Origin of the sequence: Mumia sp. zg.B17, from assembly GCF_019550915.1 — a bacterium.
Taxonomy (GTDB): domain Bacteria; phylum Actinomycetota; class Actinomycetes; order Propionibacteriales; family Nocardioidaceae; genus Mumia.
On record NZ_JAHWCI010000005.1, the window covers coordinates 138,586 to 162,574 of the forward strand.

Annotated in this window: 21 protein-coding genes; 2 read left to right on the forward strand and 19 right to left on the reverse strand. The window is 70.8% G+C overall.

The window, feature by feature from the left end:
• Position 1 precedes the first annotated feature (1 nt).
• The 6 genes from KV097_RS06315 to KV097_RS06340 form a co-directional block, all read right to left on the reverse strand.
• On the reverse strand, positions 2-2,830 hold the full coding sequence (locus KV097_RS06315) for a branched-chain amino acid ABC transporter permease/ATP-binding protein (protein WP_220346918.1): 2,829 nt from the start codon (positions 2,828-2,830) through the stop codon (positions 2-4).
• Positions 2,827-3,603: an ABC transporter ATP-binding protein gene (locus KV097_RS06320; protein WP_220341266.1), complete on the reverse strand. Its 777-nt coding sequence runs from the start codon at positions 3,601-3,603 to the stop codon at positions 2,827-2,829. The genes KV097_RS06315 and KV097_RS06320 overlap by 4 nt, the downstream gene beginning before the upstream one ends.
• Positions 3,584-4,918, reverse strand: coding sequence for an ABC transporter substrate-binding protein (locus KV097_RS06325; RefSeq protein WP_220341265.1), 1,335 nt, complete (start codon positions 4,916-4,918; stop codon positions 3,584-3,586). The genes KV097_RS06320 and KV097_RS06325 overlap by 20 nt, the downstream gene beginning before the upstream one ends.
• A gap of 89 nt (positions 4,919-5,007) precedes the next feature.
• Entirely contained in the window at positions 5,008-6,297 is a 1,290-nt protein-coding gene (locus tag KV097_RS06330) for a hypothetical protein (protein ID WP_220365395.1), read from the reverse strand.
• Entirely contained in the window at positions 6,294-7,316 is a 1,023-nt protein-coding gene (locus KV097_RS06335; protein WP_220365396.1) for a WxL protein peptidoglycan domain-containing protein, read from the reverse strand. Before KV097_RS06335 ends, KV097_RS06330 begins: the two co-directional genes overlap by 4 nt.
• Before the next feature lie 120 nt (positions 7,317-7,436).
• Positions 7,437-9,161 carry a hypothetical protein gene (locus KV097_RS06340; RefSeq protein ID WP_220365397.1) on the reverse strand — a complete coding sequence of 575 codons (1,725 nt, stop codon included), beginning with the start codon at positions 9,159-9,161 and terminating at the stop codon, positions 7,437-7,439.
• A gap of 150 nt (positions 9,162-9,311) precedes the next feature.
• Between KV097_RS06340 and KV097_RS06345 the strand changes: the two genes are divergently transcribed.
• The gene (locus KV097_RS06345) at positions 9,312-10,001 is read left to right on the forward strand and encodes a class E sortase (RefSeq protein WP_220365398.1); all 690 of its coding nucleotides are present in this window, start codon (positions 9,312-9,314) and stop codon (positions 9,999-10,001) included.
• Position 10,002: 1 nt separating this feature from the next.
• Complete coding sequence (locus tag KV097_RS06350) at positions 10,003-10,209, forward strand: hypothetical protein (protein WP_220341260.1); 207 nt, start codon at positions 10,003-10,005, stop codon at positions 10,207-10,209.
• 178 nt (positions 10,210-10,387) lie between these two features.
• Here the strand turns inward: KV097_RS06350 and KV097_RS06355 are convergent, their stop codons facing one another.
• From KV097_RS06355 to KV097_RS06415, 13 genes are all read right to left on the reverse strand, one after another.
• Positions 10,388-11,134 (reverse strand): hypothetical protein, encoded by a 747-nt coding sequence (locus KV097_RS06355; protein WP_220346915.1) that lies wholly within the window; start codon positions 11,132-11,134, stop codon positions 10,388-10,390.
• Positions 11,131-11,808 (reverse strand): hypothetical protein, encoded by a 678-nt coding sequence (locus KV097_RS06360; protein WP_220365399.1) that lies wholly within the window; start codon positions 11,806-11,808, stop codon positions 11,131-11,133. Before KV097_RS06360 ends, KV097_RS06355 begins: the two co-directional genes overlap by 4 nt.
• Positions 11,808-12,644, reverse strand: a complete 837-nt coding sequence (locus KV097_RS06365; RefSeq protein WP_220346913.1) for an SDR family oxidoreductase — start codon at positions 12,642-12,644, stop codon at positions 11,808-11,810. Before KV097_RS06365 ends, KV097_RS06360 begins: the two co-directional genes overlap by 1 nt.
• Positions 12,641-13,624 (reverse strand): hypothetical protein, encoded by a 984-nt coding sequence (locus KV097_RS06370; protein ID WP_220365400.1) that lies wholly within the window; start codon positions 13,622-13,624, stop codon positions 12,641-12,643. Before KV097_RS06370 ends, KV097_RS06365 begins: the two co-directional genes overlap by 4 nt.
• Positions 13,621-14,400 carry a hypothetical protein gene (locus tag KV097_RS06375; RefSeq protein ID WP_220341255.1) on the reverse strand — a complete coding sequence of 260 codons (780 nt, stop codon included), beginning with the start codon at positions 14,398-14,400 and terminating at the stop codon, positions 13,621-13,623. The genes KV097_RS06370 and KV097_RS06375 overlap by 4 nt, the downstream gene beginning before the upstream one ends.
• Complete coding sequence (locus KV097_RS06380) at positions 14,397-15,635, reverse strand: aromatic ring-hydroxylating dioxygenase subunit alpha (RefSeq protein WP_220341254.1); 1,239 nt, start codon at positions 15,633-15,635, stop codon at positions 14,397-14,399. Before KV097_RS06380 ends, KV097_RS06375 begins: the two co-directional genes overlap by 4 nt.
• Before the next feature lie 13 nt (positions 15,636-15,648).
• The gene (locus tag KV097_RS06385; protein WP_220341253.1) at positions 15,649-16,659 is read right to left on the reverse strand and encodes a hypothetical protein; all 1,011 of its coding nucleotides are present in this window, start codon (positions 16,657-16,659) and stop codon (positions 15,649-15,651) included.
• Positions 16,656-17,483, reverse strand: coding sequence for a hypothetical protein (locus tag KV097_RS06390; protein WP_220346911.1), 828 nt, complete (start codon positions 17,481-17,483; stop codon positions 16,656-16,658). The genes KV097_RS06385 and KV097_RS06390 overlap by 4 nt, the downstream gene beginning before the upstream one ends.
• A 153-nt stretch (positions 17,484-17,636) precedes the next feature.
• On the reverse strand, positions 17,637-19,088 hold the full coding sequence (locus KV097_RS06395; RefSeq protein ID WP_220365401.1) for an aldehyde dehydrogenase family protein: 1,452 nt from the start codon (positions 19,086-19,088) through the stop codon (positions 17,637-17,639).
• Positions 19,085-20,281: an NAD(P)/FAD-dependent oxidoreductase gene (locus KV097_RS06400; protein WP_220346909.1), complete on the reverse strand. Its 1,197-nt coding sequence runs from the start codon at positions 20,279-20,281 to the stop codon at positions 19,085-19,087. The genes KV097_RS06395 and KV097_RS06400 overlap by 4 nt, the downstream gene beginning before the upstream one ends.
• Positions 20,278-21,168, reverse strand: a complete 891-nt coding sequence (locus KV097_RS06405) for an oxaloacetate decarboxylase (protein WP_220365402.1) — start codon at positions 21,166-21,168, stop codon at positions 20,278-20,280. The genes KV097_RS06400 and KV097_RS06405 overlap by 4 nt, the downstream gene beginning before the upstream one ends.
• The gene (locus tag KV097_RS06410) at positions 21,165-22,670 is read right to left on the reverse strand and encodes an aldehyde dehydrogenase (RefSeq protein WP_220365403.1); all 1,506 of its coding nucleotides are present in this window, start codon (positions 22,668-22,670) and stop codon (positions 21,165-21,167) included. The genes KV097_RS06405 and KV097_RS06410 overlap by 4 nt, the downstream gene beginning before the upstream one ends.
• Positions 22,667-23,986 carry an acyl-CoA dehydrogenase family protein gene (locus KV097_RS06415; RefSeq protein ID WP_220346907.1) on the reverse strand — a complete coding sequence of 440 codons (1,320 nt, stop codon included), beginning with the start codon at positions 23,984-23,986 and terminating at the stop codon, positions 22,667-22,669. Before KV097_RS06415 ends, KV097_RS06410 begins: the two co-directional genes overlap by 4 nt.
• Positions 23,987-23,989 lie beyond the last annotated feature (3 nt).

A 23,989-nucleotide genomic window follows, 5' to 3' on the forward strand; every position in this document is an offset into this window, starting at 1 on the left:
GTCATGGTGTCCCCGCGGGGAGGGGCTCGACGCTCGTCAGCTGGGGACCCGACCGGGCGATGGCCGAGTGGTCGGACCCGAGGTAGGAGCTGACGACGTCGGGGTGGTTGCGGACCTCGTCGGGGGTGCCCGAGGCGATCAACCGACCGAGGTTCATCGCGACCATCCGGTCGCTGAGTCGAGCCAGCAACGGGAGGTCGTGCTCGATGACGACCATCGCCGTCCCGAGCTCGCGCCGGACGTCGAGGAGCAGGTCGCCGAGGGCGTCGCACTCGTTCTGGGCGATGCCGGCCGACGGCTCGTCGAGCAGGAGCACCCGCGGCTCGAGCGCGAGCAGGCAGGTGAGCTCGACGACGCGCCTCGTGCCGGTGGAGAGCTCCGAGATGGTCCTGCCGGCGAACGGTCCGAGACCCATGCGGTCGATCAGCTCGTCGGCACGACGCGCCTTCATCCGGTCGGGTCGGGGGGTCCCGAGCGACGCGGCGAACAGACTGCTCGGCTCCGTCCGCTCACCGGCCACCATGACCGTCTCGCGGACGGTCATCGTCGGGAAGAGCGCCGCATCCTGGAAGGAGCGGACTAGTCCGCGGGTGGCACGGCGTTCCGGGGTCGCGGTCGTCACGTCGTGACCGGCGAAGATCACCGACCCCGTGTCGGGCTTGGTGAATCCGGCGACGATCTCGAAGAGCGTGGTCTTGCCTGCGCCGTTGGGGCCGATGACTCCGACGATCTCCGCCGGGTGCACCTCGAGGTCGACGTGGTCCACGGCGACGACGCCGCCGAAGTGCCTGCTCACGTCGTTGACGACCAGCAACGGCGCGGCCTGCGGCCCGGCCTCCAGGTCTTCGACGTCGACGGCGAACAGGCCGTCCAGCGCCGCGGAGCTCTGCAGCGGCGAGCGCTGGGTGACGTCCGGCTCGGCGCGCGCGACAGCGGGGTCGATGCCGGCACGCACGGCGAGCCGGTCGTACCACCGGTCCCGCATCCGCATCGCGATCCCACCGAGACCGTCGGGGAGCAGGACGACGACCAGCAACCACCCGAGCGCCAGGAGGGCCTGGCCGGGGATGCCGAGAGCCACCAGGCCCGGGAGGCCCACGATGATCAGCGCACCCACCATTGGCCCCGCGACGAGTCCCAGGCCACCGACGACGGTGAGGGCGACGACGTCGATGCTCGCCGAGGCCGGGAACGAGTTGACCGTCAGCTGCGTCTGACCGTGGCCGATCACGACGCCACCGAGGCCGGCGAGCGCTCCCGAGACTGCGTAGAGCTGGAGCTTGCGCAAGGTGCGCGGCACCGTGAAGGCACGGGCCGCGTCCTCGTTGTCACGCAGCGCCTGCAGCGTCCGACCGAAGCCGCTGCGCCAGAGGTTCGCCGACACGAACATGCCGAGGGCGAGCATGAGCAGCGCGAACAGGTAGTAGTCGCGGGCGACGTCCATCGAGTAGCCCCACCACTGCGGCTTCGCCGGTGAGACGCCGTCTCCCAGGAAGATGTCGAGCCGCAGCACCCAGGCCGTCGTCGCCAGGGCGAAGGCGAGCGTCGACACCGCCAGCGCGAGACCTTTGAGACGTAGCGCGGGGATCCCGACCAGCACCGACACGAGCGCGGCGGCCAGCACACCACCGAGCGTGCCGAGCACGAAGCTCCCCCACGAGTCGACCAGGTGGACCGAGACCGCCGCGGCGATGCCGGCGTAGGCGAACTGTCCGAGGGACAGCTGTCCCGCGACCCCGGTGATGAGACCGACGCTGAGGCCGACCAGCGCGAAGCCCGCCACGCTGGTGAGGACCGACGCGGTCTCGTTGCTGACGACGTACGCCAGGGCGACGGCGATCGTCGCGCAGCCTCCGACGAGGAGGTACGGCGTGACGCGGACGCCGCGCAGGGCGGCGTACGCGGCAGGGACCGGGGGGGCGCCGACCCGGCGCCAGCTGCCTCGCTCGGCGTCGGCACGACCGAGGGTCGGCTGACGAAGCAACGCGATGACGATGACCAGGCCGAGCACCACGGGCACGAGACCGCGGGTGTCGGGGTTGGACAGCAGGACCTGCTCGAGCACGCCGATGCCGATGGACGCGCCGAAGGCGATCGGGATCGACGTCATGCGCGCGATCACGGCACCGGCCAGACCCTTGAGCAGCAGGTCGGGCCCCAGGGTGTCGATCGACTGGCCCGCCGTCGTCGGGGTGACGAGGATCGCCGACAGTGCCGCGATGCCGCCGGCGATCGCCCAGGCGTACGACGACATCCGTGGCGCCCGGATGCCCTCGAGGGCGGCGGTGTCCGGCGCGTCGGCGGCGGCACGGATCGCGAGGCCCTGCCGCGCCTTGCGCAGGAACAGCGCGAGCGCCACCAGGACCGTCGGTGCGACAACGATCATGGCGACGTGGGCCGGGGTCACCGGCAGCTGCCCGATGGTGAACGACGGCAGCAGCGGGGGCATGGGGAACGTGAATCCGCTGACGCCGTCGCTGTTGAGCAGCAGCGCCATGATGAGGATGAACTGCGAGAGTCCGAGCGTCGCGATCATGCCGATGAGGCTGGGCCGTCCGGCGAGCCTGCGGACGACGCCGATCTCGATGCCGGCGGCGAGCCCCGCGGCGACCGCGATGGCGACCGGGAACGCGAGGTAGTACGGAGCGCCCCAGTCGACGACGAGGAGTCCGAGCACCGAGGCGCCGAACGCACCGATCGAGCCGTGCGCGAAGTTGACGAAGCGGCTCGAGCGGTAGACGAGGACCAGGCCGACGGCCAGCAGCCCATACGTGAGGCCGGTGAAGACACCGATGAGGATCCGGTCGATGCCGATCTCGAATCCCATCATCGGGCCACCGCCACGTGTCCGCCGAGCATCAGCTCACGCACCCGCTCGGGATCGGCGCTCAGCTCGGCCGCGGTCTCGCAGGCCACGATCTGGCCCTTCTCCATGAAGTAGGCGCGGTCGACCAGCGACAGCGCGACGTTCACGGACTGCTCGACGAGGAGCACCGCGGTGCCGCGCTCGTTGAGGCGGCGGACGAGCTCGAGCAGGCCGCCCACGACGACCGGCGCGAGTCCGAGCGAGAACTCGTCGATGACGAGGATGCGCGGGTCCTGGACGATCGCCTTCGAGAGCGCCAGCATCTGCCGCTCGCCACCGGAGAGCGTCGACGCCGGCTGGTCCTGACGCGCCCGAAGCCGGGGGAACACCGCGAGGGCCGCCTCGACGGCCTCCTCAGCCCAGGCACGGTCCTGGATCGTGTAGGCGTGCATCCGGAGGTTCTCGGTGACGGTCAGCGAGCTGAACGTCGCCTGGCCGACGACCTGACCGAGCCCGCGAGCGATGCGCTCGCGGGTCGGTGCCGACGTGACGTCGACCCCGCCGAGCTGGACGCTGCCTGCATCGGGGCGCAGCAGGCCGGCGATGACCTTCAGCATCGTGCTCTTGCCGACGCCGTTCGGGCCGAGGAGCGCGACCATCTCGCCCTCCTCGACGACCAGTCCCGCGTCGAAGAGCACCTGGACCTGGCCGTACGAGCACTGGATGCCCTCCACCGCCAGGGCAGGGGCTCCGGAGCGAGGCGCGTACGAGGCCGGGCTACGACGTCGGGAAGTCAACGTCGCCCCCCTTGTAGACGAAGCAGCGACAGTCGCGGTCGAACGAGAGCACCCGGTAGGCGCCAGAGGCCGCGTGGCGGCCCGGCCCGAGGGTCCCCGTGAACCCGGTGGCCGGCACGAACGCCGACCCGAGGTCCTCCACCGCCGCGCCCCACGCAGCCGCGTTGAGGTTGTCGGTGAGCTCGGTGGCTCCCGCCTGCAGCAGCATGGCGGCGTCGCAGTACGGGAGGGCGACGCGTGCCGCCTCGCGGGAGGAGAACGTGATGCCGGCATCGGCGTAGATGTCGATGCAGCGCTTCTCCGGTTCGGTGCCGGGGAACGGAAGCTGGTCGTCGGTGACGTCCTGGCCGGCGGCGAAGCCGACTCCGACCATCCCCTTGAGGACGTCGGACGGGACTGTCTCGGGGTTGTTGACGAAGAAGCTGGGGTTGTCGAACGAGGAGATCGCGTAGCGCGCCGAGAAGCTCTGCGCGCTGGCCACGGACGCGAAGATCGAGGCCAGTCGCGCGCCACCGAGGAACATGACGCGGTCGATGCCGCCGCTCCGGAAGGTCACCGCCCCCTGGTCGTTGCCCTGGAAGAGGCTGCCCTGGTCGGTGGTGTCGACCCACGCGATCTCGGGCTTGACACCGGCGTCCTCGAGCAGGGGGACGGCCAGCTTCTCCATCGTCGAGCGGTTGATCGGGTTGTCGGCGGCGATGACACCGACGCGCTTGCGCCCCTTGAAGAAGCCGTTCTCCTTCAGTGTCGAGACGTACGCACGGACGAAGCCGTCGTACGACGGGTAGCTGGGCGACCAGAGGTAGGGCGAGAGCTTCTCGTACGTCGCGTCGTCGGTGGCGACGAGCGTCGCGTCCAGCACCAGGGTCTTGCGCTGGGCGTAGCACGGGCGCGCGTTGCTCTGGAACTGGCCGGTGAGCACGACGGCGAACGCCTTGTCGTCCTGCGTCACCTTGTTGCAGAGCTGCTCCTCGGCCGCCGGGGAGTCGACCGCCGCGTCGTACATCCGGAAGACGGCGTCGAGCTTGCGCCCAGCGACTCCACCGTTGGCGTTGACCCAGGCCTCGAGGGCCTCGACCTGCTTCTCGGGATCGCCGGCGTTGGCCGTCTTGAAGCCCGTGATGTCCTTGACACCCTCGAGGTCCACACCGACGAACACGACCTTGACCGCATCGTCGGTGACGCCCGGACCGACTCCCTCGGCAGACACCGAGGTGCCTCCGGCGCCGTCTCCGACCACCGCTCCAGGCATCATGCTTCCGCAGCCGACGAGGGCGAGCGCGAAGCACGCGAATGCCGCGCTGGCCCGGATCACCAACGATCGATCCGGTCCGCCCACAGGGTCTTTCTGGTGCCGCATCAGCCCTCCAGCCCGCCTACGTTGAGTCGCTAGAATATACGATATTAGGTGGTCTGAGAAGAGCGTTTGCCCTCTCGGTGCGCCAGCCAGGTATCGACCGCGTCGACGTCGACGACGGCGTCCGCGGAGACCGGAGCCGCCGGATCGTCACCGGAAGGCGCCCCCGACGGGTCACGTCGAGTCAGCCACGCGTCCAGCGACGGCAGGTCCACCACCGCTGCACCGCCCCCTCCCCCGTCGGCAGCCGTGCCGGAGAGGACGTGGGTCTGCGAGGCCAAGCCGGGGTCGCCGAGCAGCGCCACCAGGTCAGGACCCTCGAGGCGGCCGTCGAGGCGGTTGATGAGACGCGTCTTGCCGACGGCCTTCGGGCTCACGAGGAAGCCGCCCAGCGACTCCACGTACACCACGTCCGGGAGGCCGTACGGCTTGCTCGCCAGCGCCGCGGCGGACTCCCCCGGCATCCGGGCCTTCCTGCGTTCCTGAGCCGCCTTCAGGCGCACGTAGATCCCGAGGGCGAGCAGTGCCGCGCACATGATGGTGAAGGCGATCAGTGCCCAGGGGTAGGCGCCCCACGTGGTCTCGAACGTCGTCCCGAGATCGCCCTCGCCGACGGACCCGACCACGTGGTAGGTGCCGAACGCGGCGAACGGCAGCTCGACGTTCATCTCCAGACGACTGCTCTGGAGGGGCTGGATCGTCAGGTCACGGCCGACCCCCACGGTCGGCTCGGTCTCCGCCGACTGGCCGACGCCGATCTTGATCGGCGGGTTGACGGCCGGCGCGGTGCCGCGGTTCTCGATGGTCACGACCAGCTTGCGGGCGGGAGCGGCCCCGAAGAGGCCCCAGAACCCGCCGCTGCCCTCGAGCCTGACCTCCTTCACGTGGAGGTTCGGCAACGGCAGCACGGGTGTCGGGGGCGTCCCCGTCGGGTGTCCGGTGATCACGAGCGGCGAGTCCACGGCGAGCGCCGGCCCGGTGTACGAGGCGAGCCGGACGACGCACGGGCAGGGTCGCGGCGGGTTGCCGACGACGAGGTCGAGATCCACCTCACCGTCGACGTTGGCGACCCCGAGGACGGCGGTGCCCTGGTCACAGGCAGACGACCCGCCGATCGCGAGGTCGCCGCAGACCACGGCCTGCACCTGCGTCATCGCCGGCCAGCCGACGCCCTTGACCTTCACCCGGTCGGCGTACCCGGCGGTGCCCGGAGAGACCGTGGCGGAGAGACCGCTCGCCGGCTCGTCCGCGGCCTGGGTCGGCGCCCAGAAACCACCGGCGAACGTCAGCGTCGCCAGCAGTGCCAGCAGGATCCCGAGCTTTCGTGCTGTCCTCACCGGCTGCTCCCGATCGTAAGCGTGGGGGCGGTCGCGACGGCTTCGAAGGCTCGCCGTCGCTCGGCCCGTCGTCTCAGCCACCACCACAGGGCGCCGGCGAGGGCGAGCAGGAGAATCACGACGAGCGGCCAGGGGACGATCCAGGCGTTGGTCGACCTCTCGTCGCGGACGCCCTCCGGCGTCGCGAGGGTGACGTCGACCGACACCCGGTCGGCAGAGCCGATGCCCGCGACGTCGGCGCTCAGCTTCGCGGTCTGACCCGGGAGGAGATCGACCACGGCTGCGGTCTCCACCTCGTCGAGCTCGCGGCCCCCCAGGCCGGAGACAGTGATCACGCTCGCCGGCGACAGCCGCAGGTTGCCGGTGTTCTCGACGGTGTAGGTCACGCGGCCCTTGCCGGACCCCGACCAGGGGAAGAGTCCACGGTCGTGGTCGAGCTGGACGTCACTGACCTCGAGTGCGGGGGTCGTCGGACCACTCACGCGGAGGTAGAGGCGTGCGGCGACCGCGCGCTTGATGCCGACGTCGAGTCCGCCGGACTCGGCCGAGCCCTCGATGGCACCGTTGAGGGCGACGATGCCACCCACGTGGTCGCCGGGGGTCGCGTTGGCAGGGATCTGGATGGTGATCGGGACGTCCACCTGGGTCCGGCGCGCGACTTTGACCTGTTGGACGGGAAGCTTCACCCAGGCACCGACGTCGACCTGCGGACGGTCGAGCGTCCGCAGCGCGAAGAAACCGCCCTGCTCGGTGTTGTAGCCGTCGGCTCCGTAGAGCGAGAAGGTCAGCGCCCGCTTCGTGTAGTTGCGGATCCGCACCTTGTCGGTGAGCGTCGCGCCGGGAGCGCCTTCGAGAACGAAGTAGCTGCGAGGCGTCGGCGACGACTCGGAGCCGGGGGTGGGCGTGACCGACCAGGCGCCGTTGTCCGCAGCATGCACCGGCGACGGCACGACGGCCGTCGCCACGGCGAGCATGACGAAGGCGATCAGGGCACCCGCCAGGTGCTTGGTTCGGATCATCGGTCGGCACTCCTCGCCGAAGGGGGACGTGGCGATCCGGGTGGGTGCCGCGAGAGCGGCATCCACCCGGACCGGTGCTACGTGGTGCGTGTCATGACAGATGACGTGTCGAGAGCGGACTCACGACAGCGTCAACGTGAGGAGGCCGGTGTAGGTACCGGCCGCCTGGCTGGCTCCGACCTCGAGCGAGAGCCCGGCGTCGGCGACAGCGTCGCCTCCGCTGGTCCCGTCGGCACCGAGACCCGACGTCGCCACCGCGCACAGCGGCAGGTCGGTCGAGGCATCGGCGAACGATGCCGATGCGCCCGCGACGACGGTGTCGTCGGTGTTGCTCTGGGCGGCGCACTTCGGCGTCCAGGTCAGGGCGTTCGGAGCGATGGTGAAGTTGCCGCCGCTCGGCTTCGCGGGACCGTTGAGGCCCGAGAAGCGACCGACGAGCGACCACCCGAGGGAACCTCCGCGGTAGTCCTTCACCGTGACGTCCTTGAGATCGCCGGTCGAGGTCTGGTCCGTACCGTCGAGCGAGACGCCCGACATCAGAACGTTTCCTGCGTCCTTCGACATCTTCAGGTCGCCCGCGACGACCGTCAGGTCGAGCGTCTCGAGCAGCGAGCAGCTGCCCGTGGTCGCCGCTCCCTGCTTCGCCGTGCAGGTGTCACCGGAGAAGGTGAACGCCTGCGAGGCGAAGATGGCGACCGGCGGGGGGCCGGGCGCGTGGATGCGACTCGCACCGATGTAGGCAGTCCCGGAATCGTTCACGATGAACGTGGCCGAGATGTTGCCCGCGGAGTCGGCGGTCGTCGTGACAGCCGGGTCGGACGAGGCCGGCGGCGGGAACGGCGGACCGCTCTTGGTGCCGCTGACGCTCACCGGCTGGTTCGGGTCCCAGTTGGAGCCCGTGACGGTGACGACCGTGCCGGCGCCACCACCGGTGACGTTCGTCGAGACGGTGACGTTGCCCAGGATGGTGATCGGGGTCAGGCTCGTCTCACCGCCGGAGGTGACCTTCAGGGACCGCGCCCCGGTCGTCGGCGTGGCGGACACCGCGAGGGTGCCCGAGCCCGTGCCGTCGCCCGCGATCGAGAGCGTCGAGGACGTCGCGTCGCAGCTGGTCCCGCTGGTGTTGCAGAGCTCGGCCGTACCGGTGCCGGCCGCTGAGAAGTTCGTGACGCCGAAGCTGATCACGTCGTTCTTGCGTGCCGCGTTGGTGACGACCTGGTTGCTGATCCCCGTGATGGAGGCCGATGGGCCGACCGCCGAGAAGCTCGCGCTGATGTTGGTGTCGACCGGCGTGGTGGCCGGGTTGACCCCGTTCGCCACTCCGCCCGCCTGCCCGTTGCACTGGACGCGCAGCGTGTAGTCGGGGATGTCGTAGATCACCTTGCGAAGCTTCAGGGTGTTGGTCCCCGAGCTGGTGACCGGGAACGAGCCCTGGACCGTGTCCCCGGGGATCGGACCGAAGCCCGGCGCGGAGAACCCCTTCTGGACCACCGGCAGGTTCACGCCGTTGACCGAGAAGTAGTAGTAGACCGTGCCGGACGCCGCCGGACCGCCGTTGGTCGGTCCGGTGTTGAAGGTCAGCGTGAAGTTGCGTGAGCTGCCGACCGTGCTCCCGCCACTGGTGGTGAGGGTGTAGTCAGCATTGTTGCCCCACGCCGCCAGCGAGCTGGAGAGGTTGCCCGTCGTCGAGGTGTCCTCGAGGGCGGCACCAGCCGCCACGGAGTAGACCCAACACCCGCCTGACGGGGTCGCCGCGGACGCCGAGGTGGCGCCCACGGTGACTGCTGTCGTCGCAAGCATGCTGGCTCCAGCCAGCAGGGCCACGACGCGTTTCTTAGATCTCATCTACCCGCGCTCCTTCTTCGGGTAGGGGGCCCCGAGGGGCCCGACCTGAGTCGCAGTCCTGTCCACTGCATTGCACACATCGGGAGTGCAAGTAGGGATAGGCTCAACCACGCAGACGATATTGTCAATGATATATCCGAGAGGATTTTGATGCGCAGGTCCGTGATGAGCCAGTCCGCGAGGGTGGCCGGCACCGTGGTGCGCTCCGGCGCGGAGCTGCTGGTCACCGGTGGCGTGGTCGTGCTGCTCTTCGCCGTCTACCTCGTGGTCTGGAGCGATGTGCAGACCGCGGCCGCACAGGTCGACCTGCGAGACGACTTCGAGAGCCAAGTCGAGGCCGCCGCCTCCACACCGAGCTCGAACGTGCCCGCCGAGCCGGCCAAGGTCGCTCCCCCACGAGGGTCGGGTATCGCCGTCATGAGGATCCCCCGGCTCGGCGACGACTGGTCGTGGGTCGTGGTGGAAGGCGTGTCGGACGAGCAGCTCGCGCGTGGTCCCGGACACTTCCCCGAGACGGCGCAGCCGGGTCAGGTCGGCAACTTCGGCGTTGCCGGTCACCGCGCCACCCACGGTGAGCCGTTCGCGCACATCGACCGCGTCCGCAAGGGCGACACCGTGGTCGTCGAGGCGGTCGGAGACACCTACACCTACGTCGTCGACCGCACCGAGATCGTCGCACCGACCGCGGTCGACATCCTGCTCCCCGTCCCGGGCAAGCCCGCGGCCAGAGCCCGAAAGGCCCGGCTGACCATCGTGACCTGCCATCCCCGATGGGGCTCCAGCGAGCGCCTCATCGTGCACGGACACCTCGTCGAGACCCGCTCCGGATCGGAGGCCTGACGTGTACGCAGCCCTGTGGCGGATCCTTCCCGGGCCCACGGCCGTGAAGGCGCTGATCGCCGTGGCCCTGTTCGTGGGGGTCGTCCTCATCTTGTTCCTCGTGGTGTTCCCTGAGGTGGAACCGCTGCTGCCGTTCGACCAGATCACCCTCGAGCCCGAGCAGACGGCGGGCACGGTCGGCGGCGAGTCCGGGGTGGGGGAACCGTAACCTCCGAACTGGAACACTGTCTCGCGATTCCAGGAACCGTCTCAGTGCCCGGCACAGCACGCCCGGCACAGCACGTCTCCGCCGCCCGGCCGGAGGCGCGGGCGGCGGAGACGTGGACGGTGCAGACCGTGCAGAGCCGGGCCGGGGGAACACGGCCCTGCACGGAGACGGGGGGTGGTCAGTGGTCGCGCAGCAACGACCCGAAGCCGTGGAGCTTGTCCTCGATGCCGTTCTCGCGCAGCGCCATCCACCAGGTGGCGGCGTTGATCGCGATGACCGGCTTGCCCAGCCAACGCTCGGCCTCGTCGGCCAGCTCGGTCATGCAGAGGTTCGTTCCGCACTGGACGATCGCGTCGACGTCGGGTCCGTCCACCTCGATGATCGCCTCACGCAGCGTCTGCTCGCTGACGTGCGCGATCGCGACGGCGCTCTCGCAGCTGAGGCCCTTGATCTTGTCGACCTCGAAGCCGAGTTCGGTGAAGAACTTCCGGACGTTCTCGTCACCGATCGGGGTGTACGGCGTGACGATGCCGATCTTCCTGGCACCGTAGAGCTGGAGCGCGCGCTCGCAGGCCTCGGCGCCGGTGGCGACGCCGAGCCCGCCCGAGAGGTCCTGGATCTGCTGGACGAACTGGCGGTTGCCCTCGACGCCGTCCCAGAAGGTCTCGGCGCTCATGCCCATGACCATGTAGTCGGGCTCCATCGTCACGACGCCCTCGACGCAGTCGGCCATCGCGGCACGGATCTGGACGAGCAGGTTCTGCATGCCCTCGTCGTCGGCGATACGGCCGTCTCGGATGAGGATCCGTCCGTAGTGCGACGTGACACCGGGGACGCGCATCATGTCGAACTCGGGCTGGACGATCGTGTTGGTGCTCGGGGCGATCACACCGAACTTGCGGCGGTAGCCGAGGCGGTCGGTCATGAGAGGGAGGCTCCTTCGGGGACGGAGGGACGCTCGGCGTGCGGGAGCCGCCTGCTCAGGCGGAGCGCGCCGATGAGGAAGCAGAGCTGGACGCCGGAGTTCGTGAGCTGCTCGATCCACTGCAAGGCCTCGGTCTGGTTCGGCCGAGCGGCGAGCGGAGGGAGCACGAGGGTTCCGACGAGGTAGAAGATGAACAGCCAGCGTCCGAGCTGGTCGTCGTGGCGACGGGCGAGCGCCGAGGCCATGGCTCCGACCGCGACCGCGGAGAGGGCGGCGATGGCGAGCATCGGGGTGAGGTTGCGCGCGGCGCCGGAGATGCATGCACCGACGAAGGGCACGAGGGCGAACGGCGCCCAGGACACGACCTTGCCGACGTACACGCTGGCCAGTGCCCAGGCGATCGCGGAGAACCCGATCGCCAGGCAGGGGAAGAGCATCTGCTCGAGGAAGGGGATCTCCACGCAGGGGCCTGCGACGAGCAGCTTCCAGACCGCCTTGCCGAGGCCGCCCGCAGTGACGACGAGACCACCCAGAAGTGCGCCCACCCGTACGGCGGGAATCGCCTTGCCGAGCGCGTTCGCCAGGACGACCAGGCCCGCGCCGGCGAGCAGCACCGGCACGAAGTCCTCGATCGCCAGCGCCAGGCCGTACTCGGTGCACGGATCGATCGCCATCAGGCCACCGCTCCCGTGCTCGTGGCCGGGGACTCGTCGGTCGCGAAGATGTCCCGTGAGCGGAAGCCGGCGGTGAGGAACCGGCCCATCGCCTTCGACCGGGTCAGCCAGGCGACCCTTGTCCCGTTCTTGCTCGCGGCGAGCACGTGGTCGGCCAGCCACGGGGTGACGGTCTCGACCCGGTCACCGAGGATGTTGAAGATCTTGCGCGCCTTCTCGAACGCCTCGGGCTGGCCGTCGTAGTCGTCGACGAGCAGATCGGTCGCGACGATGCCGGGCGACAGGTAGCCGACTCGGACGTCGGTGCCCTTCGCCTCCTTGACCATCGCGGCGGTGAGGTAGGTGACCGCGCGCTTGCTCGCCCCGTAGACCGCCATGCCGGGTTGGAGCTGGCCGTCGGAGCCGAAGCCCTCCATGTTCCAGATCCATCCGCCGCCGGCCTGGGCCGACAATCCGGCGAGCGCGACGGCGCTGCCGTTGATGGCACCGACGAGATTGGTACGGATCACGCTCTCGACCGAAGCCGCGGGGATCTCCGGCAACGGACGGCGGGGCGCGGAGACGCCGGCGTTGTTGATCCACACGTCCACCCGGCCGAACGTCTCGGTCGTGTGGTCCCACAGCTTCTGCAGGGACTCCCGGTCGGTGACGTCGGCGGCGATCCCGCTCACGCGGTCACCACCGACGGCGCCGAGCTCGGCGACGGCGGTGTCGACCGCTGCCGACGACCGGCCGCAGACGACCACACGGCAGCCCCGCTCGAGGAGCTGGCCGGCGAGCCCGAGGCCGATGCCTCGAGTGCCGCCGGTCACGACGACCACCCGGGAGGCGCTCACGTCGCAGGCTCCCAGGTCAGCAGTCCGTGGACGAAGTGCGTCGTCCGCTCACCGCTGAGCAGCTGCCACACGATCGAGAGCTCTCGCGTCTGCGGGTCGAGGAGGAACTCACGACCGCGGATCTTCTCGACCCCGCGCGCGTCAGCCCCCATGAGGTGCTGCGTGGTGAAGAGCGCCCGGCCGTACGAGACCGCGTTGCCGAAGACGTCCGGCCCGTCGTACTGCACCCGCGCACCGTCGCGGTAGCGCTCCAGGGTGTAGGAGCGGTCGAGCGCGCCCTCCCACGTGACCCGCTGGCGGGCGCGCAGGAGAGAGAGCGGCTCGTGGTCGATGCGTACGTCGGTCTGGCCGACGGTCGTCTGCGTCGCGGCGTCCTCGACCGAGAGGCTGCCTGTCCAGGCGCCCGCCTCCTTGGTGGGGAGGACCTGAGGGATGGACCCGCGACGGGTCTCGGCGGCGATCCATTCGTCGACGAACGTCTGGGTCTCAGGGTTCGTCTCGTGGTCCAGCGTGCGCTTGTAGACGCCGTTGAAGACCGCACAGACGGCCCATCCGTCGTGGAGGACCGACGAGTAGACCTGAGTCACGCCGTCGGGCAGCACCTGGTTCCAGGTCCGCAGGTCCGCCTGCCAGCCGGGCGAGTAGTAGTTCGCCTCGACGAAGAAGCCGTACGGCTGACCCGTCCCGTAGAAGTCGGGACCGCAGTAGACGCGGTTCTGGTCGGAGTCGACGATGCCGAAGTCGAAGTCCGCGCCGAGCTCGAAGCGGTTGCGCAGCGCGCCGCTGCCCTCGAGGTTCGTGCGCATCCAGTAGCGGGAGACGCCGTCCTCGACGACGCTCGCGCGGACCACGTGCTCGTAGCCGACGTGGTTGCCCTGGGCGTCGAACAGCGACGGCCGGCCGTGCCACTCCCCCTCGATGCGCTGCTGCCACTCGCTGGTGGTGTCGGCTCCTACCTCGGGATCGGCGGTCGCCGTCACGCGCGCACCTCGTTGTCGAGCAGGTGCGTCCGCACGTCCTCGGCCGACTCCTCGCCGATGAGGCGCGAGATCTGCGCCCAGACCTTGTCGACCTCGGGGCTGAAGACCAGGGCCCGGCTGCGGGCGTCACGGGCCACCAGGTCGGTGTCCTCGACGTCGGCCAGCACCTCGGACGGCACCTCGGCGTCGAGCAGCCCGAACCAGTGCTCGAGGTAGGTGGTGACCGCACTCTCGATCGCCACGAAGGCGTCCGCATCCGCACGGTTGACCAGCATCCACGGCGACATCATCGCGTTCTGCCGGGGGCCGATCGCCGCCTTGCTCAGGCCCGACCAGGTCGACACCTCCTCGTACGTCTCCGTCAGCGGCTCGTAGGCCCAGTCGAGGTACGGGAGGTGGGTGCCCAGGTCGGCCCGAGGGATGAGGTCCAGGTGGAACGCGTACGTGCCCTGACCCTGCACGGAGTCGAGCGTGAAGTGCGGGATCGGCGAACCGCCGCGGGTGAACGCGAACACCATGTGGCTGTCGAGACCGATCATCTCGACGGCGAGGCCGACGTAGACGAGCTTGGCGACCGGCTCGGCCTCGTCCTCGGAGACGAAGACCCGCACCTGTCCCACCGGCTCGGGCGTCATCGGCGAGGTGAGCGTCCGCAGGGCCGACCCGTCGTCGGCGGTGACCTCGACCAGGCGGCGCTCGGTGACGATGCGCTCCCAGGTACGGCGGCACAGGCCTTCGGGCAGGCTGACCGGGGCCTCGGACTCGGTGGTGCTCATGCGGGGACCTCTTCTCCACGGGTCTGATCGGTCGACTCGGTCGTGCCGTTGGTGTCGGTGCGGGGGACGTCGCCGCGCGCCTCGCGCTCGACGCGCTTGCCGAGCAGCTCCTTGCTGCGGACCTCCTTGAAGTTCCACGCCGACGCCAGCTCGGGGACCTCCTTGCGGATGGGCGACGGGATCACGCGCGCCTCCACCCGGGCCGGCCCCTCGCCGACGATCGTGTTGCCCTCGACCGACCAGCCCCTGTCGATGAGCTCCTGGCGCCGACGGCGGTAGAGCACGGCGTTGTAGTCGCTCTTGACGTGCAGCTCGGCCGACAGGTCGAACGGGAGCAGCTCGGGTCGGACCGCGTTGACGACGGCCTCGTCCTCGTACAGGACCTTGAACACCCGGCGTCGGGCGTCACGGTCGGCCCACTTGCCCTTGAAGAACGTGCGCAGGGCGATGAACTTGACGAGCGTGGTCTCCTCGTCGATCGGGATGTTCACGTCGAAGATCTTGAGCGCACCCATGGGCGTGTCGATCTCGAGGAGGATCATGTTGGGCAGCCACCACGTGGTCGACACCGGGACCGGCGGGCGGTTCTTGAGGTCCTGCTTGTTGGGGTTGATCATCCCCCAGATGCCCTTGGAGCGCGGCGGGTTGAGCTTCACCGACACCTTGCAGTGCCACTCGGACTCCTCGACCTCGAAGTCGGGGACCTCCGGCTTCTCGCGGTTGCCGAAGACACCGCCGTGCACGAACGGCGTGTGCGCGACGTCGACGCCGTTCTCGAGGATGCGCTCGTAGTTGGACTTCCAGAGGAAGCTGCCGGTCACCGCACGATAGGTCTCGGTGTCGTCGATGGCGGACCAGTCGGGCAGCGGCGGACGCTCGGCCTCGGGCAGGTCACCCATGTAGATCCAGATGAAGCGGTGCTTCTCCTGAACGGGGTAGGAGTCGATGCGCGCCTTGCGAGGGATGCCCTTGTCGGGGTGCGCGGGGATCTTGCGCACCGAGCCGTCGGGCTCGTACTCCCAGCCGTGGTACGGGCAGACGAGGCAGTCGTCCTTGATCTCGCCACCGGACAGCGCGGCACCGCGGTGCACGCAGAGGTCCGACATCGCGACCACGCTGTTGTCGCTGGACTTGCGATAGATGACGAGCTGCTGCCCGAGGAGCTTCACCTTCTTGGGCTGCCCCGCCGGGAGGTCCTCACTGAAATCGACGGCGTACCAGAAATTCTTGAACATCGCGGGTCTCCTCCTAGCGTCGCCGGATCTCGGCGATCTCCGGGCAGGGCTGCTCCGCCAGCAGCTCCAGGGCGTTCTTCGCCTCGGCATCCCCGCGCAGGCTGGCGCGGAGGAACGAGGTGACGGTGGTGGCGAGCGCGTCGCGTCGTGCGGCGTCGTCGCCGGTCGGCGGGTCCTCGAGGAACCCGCGTGCGGTGGTCGGATCGTGGGGATGGGCGGCGAGCATGTGCGATGCGCCCGCGAGGTGGACGAGCCACGCCTCGGTCGTCGACGGGAGCGCCCGCTCCCAGGTGGCGGTCACCGGGTCGTGCGTAGGCGCGCCGGGCTCCTCGCCGTACCGGACGGCGCTGGCGGCGACGACACCGTCCGCCGTGCCGGCCAGCAGCATCACGGGGGCCTCGACCGGTGCCGGCAGCAGGGTGCGCGGCGGGTGGCCGAGCATCTGCGACGCCATCGTGTGCGCGCCGTAGGTGACGACGGCGCGCACCTCGGGGAACCACCGAGGGCTCGCCGACTGGAGCGCGACGGTGCCACCGGCCGAGTGGCCGAACAGGGCGACGGTGTCGACGTCCAGGAGGCCCGCGAGCGGTCCTGCCTCCCCGAGCGCGGCGACGGCGTCGAGCACCGGACGCAGCGCCGGGGTCGTCGGACCGCTCCCGTAGGTCTGCGGGCCGACGGTGGCGAGATCGACGCCGGGGGTGAGCCCGACGTCTGCGGGACCGTCCTTGCCGGGGAAGAGCTCCGCGACCCAGTCATAGGTGACCGCGACGAAGCCGGCCTCGACGAGCCGCACCGCCAACCACGAGTACGCGTCGGCGGCGACGTTGACGCCGGAGAGGATGACGGCCAGCGGGTACGGAGCACCTGCTGGGTCCGCCGGGAGGCGGCCGCTCATCCGCTCGGCCGTGGTCGTCGCCGGCAGGGCCGGGTAGCGCACGGTGACGTGCGCGGTGTCGTACGGGGCAGGAGCCCCGGGGACACCGACGGCGGTACGGACCGCGCGGACGAGGACGGCAGGGCTCATCGGGACCGGTGTGCCTCGTGCTCGTGGGCGCGCGGCAGCACCCGGTCGCCGCCCCACAGCGCGCGGACGAGCTGCTGGGTGGTCTCGGCCCCGAAGTAGCGGTCGCCCATCACGTTGGCCGGGTCGCGCTCGGCGATGTTGCGTCGGATGGCCTCGTCGTCGGCCGCGAGGGCAGCCTGCTCCTCGACCGGGACGGTCTCGGCCTGGTCGACCCAGCCGAGCCAGCGATCGAGGTGCTCCTCGGCCAGCTCGGTGACGAGGCTCGTCATCTCGTCGGCGGCGGGCGCCATGTAGCAGAACGCGGTCGGTGACAGACCCGCGCGGACGAACGCCGACCGGCTGACGAAGGGCTCCAGGAAGGAGTTCTCGTTGCGGACCTGCTCCCACCGCTCGTTGACCGGCTCGTAATAGCGGTCGAACGAGTCGGTGTCGGTGACGAGGTAGCTGCGGGGGACGGAGTCGAGATAGACCCATCCCTGCGGGAAGCAGCCCAGCGCCATCCCGAAGTGCGGGACCTTGACCTGGGGGCCGAGCCAGATCGTCAGGTGCACGTTGCAGAAGCCGGCAGCCGCGTTCTCCATGTGCGAGTGGACCATCCAGTCGATCTCCGGACCGGAGTAGGTGCGGACGCGGCCCCTGGCCCCGGTCTCTCCGCCGAAGTCCTCGAGGGCCTCCGACGACGGGTCGCGTTCGAGGGCGAACCGCTCGGACACGCGGGCCTTGAGCCGCTCCACGAGCGCCGCCCAGGTCGCGAAGGTCTCGCTGACGTCGGTGGGGCCCGACTCGTCGAGGTGCTCCTGCACGTACTTCAGACTCTGGCTCACGGGGGCTCCTTTAGGGCGTGCGACGTGGGTCACGTTGCTCAGACTATATATGATCTATTCCCGCGGCGGACAGGGTTCGAATGAGAATCTTGGCCCGTCGCGGGCGGCCGAGGACGGCCATGAGGGCAGCCGTGACCGAAACTTGATAGGGCGTCAGCTCGGGTACGCCGTCGCCGCCAACGCGACGCCGCCGGCCCTGAACGCGGCCGGCGCGTGGAGGACGCAGGTCTGCACGTGCTCGAGGATCCCCTCGTCGCCGTACTCCCTCCCCCACCCCGAGCGCTTCACGCCACCGAACGGCGCCCTCAGCGCCAGGCCGGTGCGGTTGTGCGTGTTGATGAAGGTGAACCCGGCATCGACACGCGCCCCGACGGCGAACGCGTGCTCCTCGTCGCGCGACCAGACCGAGGCGCCGAGCCCCAGGTCGCCGGCGTTCGCCCTCGCGACCACCTCGTCCTCGGAGTCGAACGCGAGGATGGGAAGCGTCGGACCGAACTGCTCCGTCGCCACCACGTCGTCGTCGTCGGCAGCACCGAGGACCAGGGTGGGTCGGACGAAGTATCCGCCCTCGAACGCGGTCGCGTCGTCGAGCGACCCCAGCTCGAGCACCTCGGCACCGCGGGCGCTCGCCCCCGCGACGAGCCCGCGCACACGCTCGGCCGAGGCCGCGCTCACGACCGGTCCCATCGTCACGCCGGGGTGGAGCGGGTCGCCTGTGCGCAGCACACGGGCCGCTGCTTCGCGGTAGGCGCCGACCACCTCGTCGTAGCGCGAGCGGTGGACGTAGAGGCGCTTCACCGCCATGCAGACCTGCCCGCTCGTCGCGAACGACGCCATCACGAGACGGTCCATGGCGCCGTCGTCGAGCGAGACGTCGGGGAGCAGGATCGCCGGGTCGTTGCCTCCGAGCTCGAGCAACGAGGGCGTCAGCGCCGAGGCGGCGGTCCGCGCGATCGCCCGTCCGGCGATGTCGCCCCCGGTGAAGGCCACCCGATCGACCCCGGGGTGCCCGACCAGCGCGGTCGCGGTGTCGGCGTGACCGTGGACGGTCTGGAGGAGCCCCTCGGGGAGCACCTCCCCCATCGTGGCGAGCAGCCGCTCGACCGCGAACGGAGCGAGGGGTGACGGCTTGACGACGACGGCGTTGCCGCCGACCAAGGCCGGGGCGACCTTGAGCATGGTGAGGACGACCGGTGCGTTCCAGGGGGTCACCGCCGCGACCACCCCGTACGGCCGGTGGCGGCGGACGAGCCGGCCCTCCGCGTCGTCGACGACGTGGTCGACGAGCAGGGCCTCCCCGCGGTCTGCGGCCCACCGCAGGACGGCCACGCCGAACCCGACCTCGCCGCGGCAGTCCGCGAGCGGTTTGCCCGTCTCCCGCGCCATCAGGACGGCGAGATCGTCGAGGCCAGGCTCGAGCAGGTCCGCCGCGGCGCGCAGCGTCGCGGCGCGGTCGGCAGGTGCCACGACGAGCCAGCCGGCCTGGGCGGTGCGGGCTCGGGCCACCGCGACGTCGACCTCAGCAGCGCTGGCGACCGGCGTCTCCCCGACGATCTCGGTGGTGCGGGCCGGGTTCTCCCGCGGCGTGGTGGCCGCACCGCTCACCGGGCGCCCCCGAGAGTCGGGTCGAGCGGCCGCAACGAGTCGATCATGGACGTCCGGCGAAGGTAGGCCCGCTCTGCGGCCGGGTCGGCTGCCAGGGCGCGGAGCTCGGCGTGGTGGGTGGCGCGCGCGGCAGGGTCCTGCTCGCGCAGCTGCTTCCAGTTGTCGTGCGTGACGGTGCGTACGTACGAGAGGGCGACGTCACGCCTGCGCTCCATCACGTCGTCCAGATCGGCGACGGTGGCGGTGCCGGCCAGCACGTCGGCAAGGGCCGTCGCGGCGAGCACCGCGTCGTGGACGCCGCTGTTCATCCCCATCCCGCCGAGCGGGTTGTTGACGTGGGCGGCGTCTCCGACCAGGAGCACACGACCGGTCCGGAACCGGTCGGCGACGCGCTGGTGCACGGCGTACAGCGACGCGTGGAGCACCGCCCAGTCGCGCCCCAGGTCGGCCACGCGCCGAAGCCGCTCCTGCACGCGGGCAGCGGCGACCTCGTCCTCCGCCGGGCTGTCGGGGTCGGTCGGGAAGAGGATGCGCCAGTGCTCCGGCGTCCGCAGCAGGACCAACCACTCCGACGGGTCGAACACGTAGTTGACGTCCGCGATCCCCGGGAGGGCGGCAGTGAGGTCCTCCGTCGTGGAGACCACGAGGAAGCGCTCGGGATAGGTGATCCCCTCGAACGCGGCACCGACAGCCTTGCGCACCACGGAGCTCGCGCCGTCCGCTCCGACGACCCAGCCGGCCGACCACTCCCGTCCGGTCGCGCTCGTCACGCGCACTCCGGCGTCGTCCTGGACGACGCCGGTCACCGGCTCGCCGAACTCGACCGTGCAGCCCTCGTGCTGAAGCAGCCGCTCGAGGAGGATGGGAGTCAGCTTGCTCTGCTCGCACTGCACACGGAACGGGTACGGGGTGTCACCGGCCAGCGCGCCGAGGTCGAGCTCGGCGATCGGACCCTCGTGCCGGTCACGATACTGGAAGAGCCGGGAGACGATGCCGCGCTCCATCAGCGCGTCGAGCACACCGAGCTGCTCGAGCATCTCGAGCGTCGGCGGGTGGTACGTGCTCGCGCGCGACTCCGCCGAGAGGGTCTCCCCCGCCTCGAGCACCGTCACCGGATGGCCGGCGTGAGCCAGCGTCAACGCCGCGGTGAGTCCGACCGGGCCTGCACCCACGACAACGACCGTGTCGGTCATCGCACGGTCACCTCCTCTGCATAGCGCTCCTCGAGCAGGAGCTGGTCATCGAGTCCGAGCAAGGCGGTCAGGTCGTCCCACGCCCAGCGCGGAGCCTCCCCGGCGCGTCCGGACCGCGCGATCGCCGCATAGACGTCGGCCACCGCGCGCGTCGCCGCGAGCAGGGCCGAGACCGGATGAATCACCAGCCGCACGCCGAGCGCGGCCAGGGTCGCGTCGTCCGGGACCTCGCCGTCGGAACCCGCTGCCTCCGAACGGTTCAGCACGAACGGGACAGGCGTGCCGAGGGCAGCACGGACCTCGGCCAGGTCGGCAGGTGCTGCACCCTCGACGAAGACCGCGTCGGCGCCGGCGTCGACGAACGCGCGCGCCCGTTCCACGACCGAGCCGATGCCCTCGACCGAGAGGGCGTCGGTCCTCGCCACGACCACGATGCCGGTGCGGGCGTCGACCGCCGCGCGGACGCGGCCTGCGGCCTCGGCGACCCCGATCACCGCCTTGCCGCTCATGTGACCGCACCGCTTCGGGGCCACCTGGTCCTCCAGGTGGAGGCCCGCGATGCCGGCCGCGGCATAGACACGGGTCGTCTCGCGCGCCTGGAGCGCGTTGCCATAGCCCGTGTCGGCGTCGGCGAGCAGCGGCACACCCCCCAGCGAGGGGACGACGTCACGAGCGCGCGCTGCGATCTGGCTCCCGTGGACGAAGCCGAGGTCCGGCAGTCCGAGCCCGACGGCCGAGGCCACCGCGCCGGAGAGGCACGCCGCCCGTGCGCCGGACGCGACGGCCAGTCGTGCCGTGACCGCGTCGTGGACGCCGGGCAGGTGGACGACCGCGTCGCCGGACAGGAGCTCGCGGAGCCGCTCGGCCGACGACCCCTCGGCGCTCATCGGCCGTGCAGCGCGAAGCTGCCTTCGACGCCGACGACGCGAGCCCCGGTGAAGCAGCGGATCGTCTCGATCGTGCCTTCCTCGCCGAGCCCGGACATGCCCCAGGCGGGTCGCGGCGTCATCAGGTGCAGGCTCATGATCGAGGAGCCGTTGACCTTGACCTCGCCCGCGCGGACGCGCCGTGCGAAGGCCAACGCGCGCTCGGTGTCGGTCCCGACGACGTAGCCCTCGAGCCCGTACGCCGTGCCGTTGGCGATCGCCAGCGCCTCCGCCTCGTCGGCGTAGGTGTGGACCGTGGCGATCGGCCCGAAGACCTCCTCGACGGCGTCCTCGGGCGCCACGCCCGTGACGAGCGCAGGCGCCAGGTAGTTGCCGGCGTCAGGAAGCGTGGTCGCGCGGTGGATCTCGCCACCGGCGGCCTGGAGGCTCGCAAGCGCACCCTCGAGGCGCGCGAGGTGGACCGAGTGGACGATCGGACCCAGGTCGGACGACTCGTCGAGCGGGTCCCCCGCCTTGAGCGCCGCGAGCCGCTCGAGCGCCAGAGCCATGATCGCGTCGGCCGACGTCTCGGGCAGCACGAGGCGGCCCAGCGCGCGGCACCACTGACCGTTGAGCGTCGTGAGCAGGTCGACGGCGGCGCGCGCGGCGACCTCCGGGTCGGCGTCGGGCATGACGACGAGAGGGTTGTTGCCGCCCAGCTCGAGCTGGAGCGCACTGAGGTTCTCGGCGCAGGCCACCGCGACCGCTCGGCCGCCGGCGGCACCCCCGGTGAAGGAGACGGCGCGGATACGGGGGTCGGTCACGACCGACCCACCGACACGAGGGCCGCCCTGGAGGAGCTGGAAGACTCCCCCGTCGACGCCGGCGTCACGGAGCACCTCCGCCACGGTCGTCCCGAGCAGAGTCGTCGCGTACGGCGCGTACTCGCTGGGCTTGAGGATCGTCGGGCACCCGGCCGCCAGGGCGCTCGCCACCTTGTGGGCCGCCATCGGTGCCGGCGCGTTCCACGGGACCAGGCAGACCGCCGGTCCGACCGGCAGCCGGAGCACCTCGACCGGCTGGCCGCTCGCGCCGGTGACCGGCGCCTCGACCAGCGCGCCCGAGCGGAGCATCTCCGCGGCGAGGCGGAAGGCGCCCGGCACGATCATGCCGACGATGGAGGTCTGACGGACAGGGACGCCGGTGGCGAAGGCCTCGAGAGCGGCGAGCTCGGGCTGACGCGCCTCGAGCGCGGTCGCGACGGCGTCGAGCAGGTCGGCCCGCTCGGCCGGCGAGGTCGACGACCACGTCCCCGTGGTGTGGGCGGCGTCGGCGGCGCGAAGGGCTCGCTCCACCGACTCCGGTGCACTCTCGACCGCGGGGCCGAGACGCACGGCACGGGATGGGTCCTCCAGGTACAGGTCGAGCGTGCCGGTCGCCGGGGCGACCTCCCCCGCCACGACCTCGACCAGCTCCGGCAGCGTCACCGCTGCCGGACCCGCAGTGTCCGCCGTACTCGTCATCCTCGTCCCGCCTCCGTCTTCGCCTTCGCCGCCGCATCGGCCGCGTCGGGGGTCGTGAGGCCGCTCCACGACTCGTCGGAGACGAGCAGCTGCGCGAGGTCGAGGCGTCCCCGCTCGGCGGGGAAGGCCTGGACCAGACCCATCGCGGTGTCGCGTACGGAACGACCGATCACGTTGTCGAGCAGTGCGCCCGACGTCCCGCACATCTTCAACGATCCGACCGCCACGGCGAAGGCTTTCTCGCAGATCGAGCCCTTGGCGAGCTTCCAGTTCTTGATGACCTCGGGCTTGGGCAGGATCGGCGGGTCGCTGGACTCGAGCTCCACCTGGTAGCGCAGCCACAGGTGCATGTCGGTCAGGTCGGTCTGGGCCTCGCCGATCAGCACCTGGTGCATCGGCGAGGAGGCGATCGGCTTGCCCGTGTCGGCGAAGCGCGCCTTCATCGTGCGCTCGAAGGCGTAGTCCCACGCCCCCTGGGCGATCCCGGCGTAGATCGCCGCGATCGCGATCTGGTTGCCCACCCAGGACCCGCGCGACATCGACGTCGCACGGGCGAACCCGGCGGGCACCGCCAACGCGTGGTCGGCAGGGACGAAGCAGTCCTCCATCACGAGCCCGAAGTTGTCGGACGCGCGCATGCCGAGGCCGCTCCACTCCTGCCGCGGGCGGATGCCCTCGGAGTCGCGGGCGACGAGGAACAGCGAGATGCCGTCGATCCCGTCGATGTCGGCGCGGCGGGCGGTCACCAGATAGAAGTCGGCCGTGCCCGACAGGCAGCCGAACGACTTCTCGCCGTCGAGGCGCCAACCGCCCTCGACCGGGGTCGCGGTGGTCGAGATGAGGACGTTGGCATTGCTGGCCTTCGCAGCCTCGCTCGCGAAGTTGGCGAGGCAGCGCTTGTCGGTTCCCATCAGGTGCAGGACGCGCTCGGCGAACCCTCGCACCTCCGCGACCTCGTCGTCCTCGTACAGGCCGGCGTCGAGCGCGGCCAGCGGCAGCAACCCACGCGAGGACGCCGAACAGTGGAAGAAGAAGGCGAGGGCGGTCGATCCGCAGACCGTGCCGAGCGCGTACGTCGTGGCGACCAGGTCGCGCAGGCCGCCACCGAGACCGCCGTACTCGGTGGGGACGACGAGCCCCAGCAGGCCGGCCTCGGCGAGGAGCTTCACGTGGCCCTCGGGGAACTGGCCGCGGGCGTCGGCCTCCTGGGCCGCGTCTCGGACGGCGGGGAGGATCGCCTCGACCCGCGCCGCCCGCTCGCGCTCGTCGGGAGTGAGATCGGTCAAGAGGTGTTCGGCGGTCAGCATGGCCGTCATCAG

Bases quoted from the DNA above. Each gene is read 5' to 3' on its own strand.
- KV097_RS06315 (WP_220346918.1), bottom strand. From the start codon at position 2,830: ATGATGGGATTCGAGATCGGCATCGACCGGATCCTCATCGGTGTCTTC.
- KV097_RS06335 (WP_220365396.1), bottom strand. From the start codon at position 7,316: ATGATCCGAACCAAGCACCTGGCGGGTGCCCTGATCGCCTTCGTCATG.
- KV097_RS06340 (WP_220365397.1), bottom strand. From the start codon at position 9,161: ATGAGATCTAAGAAACGCGTCGTGGCCCTGCTGGCTGGAGCCAGCATG.
- KV097_RS06345 (WP_220365398.1), top strand. From the start codon at position 9,312: ATGCGCAGGTCCGTGATGAGCCAGTCCGCGAGGGTGGCCGGCACCGTG.
- KV097_RS06355 (WP_220346915.1), bottom strand. From the start codon at position 11,134: ATGACCGACCGCCTCGGCTACCGCCGCAAGTTCGGTGTGATCGCCCCG.
- KV097_RS06360 (WP_220365399.1), bottom strand. From the start codon at position 11,808: ATGGCGATCGATCCGTGCACCGAGTACGGCCTGGCGCTGGCGATCGAG.
- KV097_RS06375 (WP_220341255.1), bottom strand. From the start codon at position 14,400: ATGAGCACCACCGAGTCCGAGGCCCCGGTCAGCCTGCCCGAAGGCCTG.
- KV097_RS06380 (WP_220341254.1), bottom strand. From the start codon at position 15,635: ATGTTCAAGAATTTCTGGTACGCCGTCGATTTCAGTGAGGACCTCCCG.
- KV097_RS06385 (WP_220341253.1), bottom strand. From the start codon at position 16,659: ATGAGCCCTGCCGTCCTCGTCCGCGCGGTCCGTACCGCCGTCGGTGTC.
- KV097_RS06400 (WP_220346909.1), bottom strand. From the start codon at position 20,281: ATGACCGACACGGTCGTTGTCGTGGGTGCAGGCCCGGTCGGACTCACC.
- KV097_RS06405 (WP_220365402.1), bottom strand. From the start codon at position 21,168: ATGAGCGCCGAGGGGTCGTCGGCCGAGCGGCTCCGCGAGCTCCTGTCC.
- KV097_RS06410 (WP_220365403.1), bottom strand. From the start codon at position 22,670: ATGACGAGTACGGCGGACACTGCGGGTCCGGCAGCGGTGACGCTGCCG.
- KV097_RS06415 (WP_220346907.1), bottom strand. From the start codon at position 23,986: ATGACGGCCATGCTGACCGCCGAACACCTCTTGACCGATCTCACTCCC.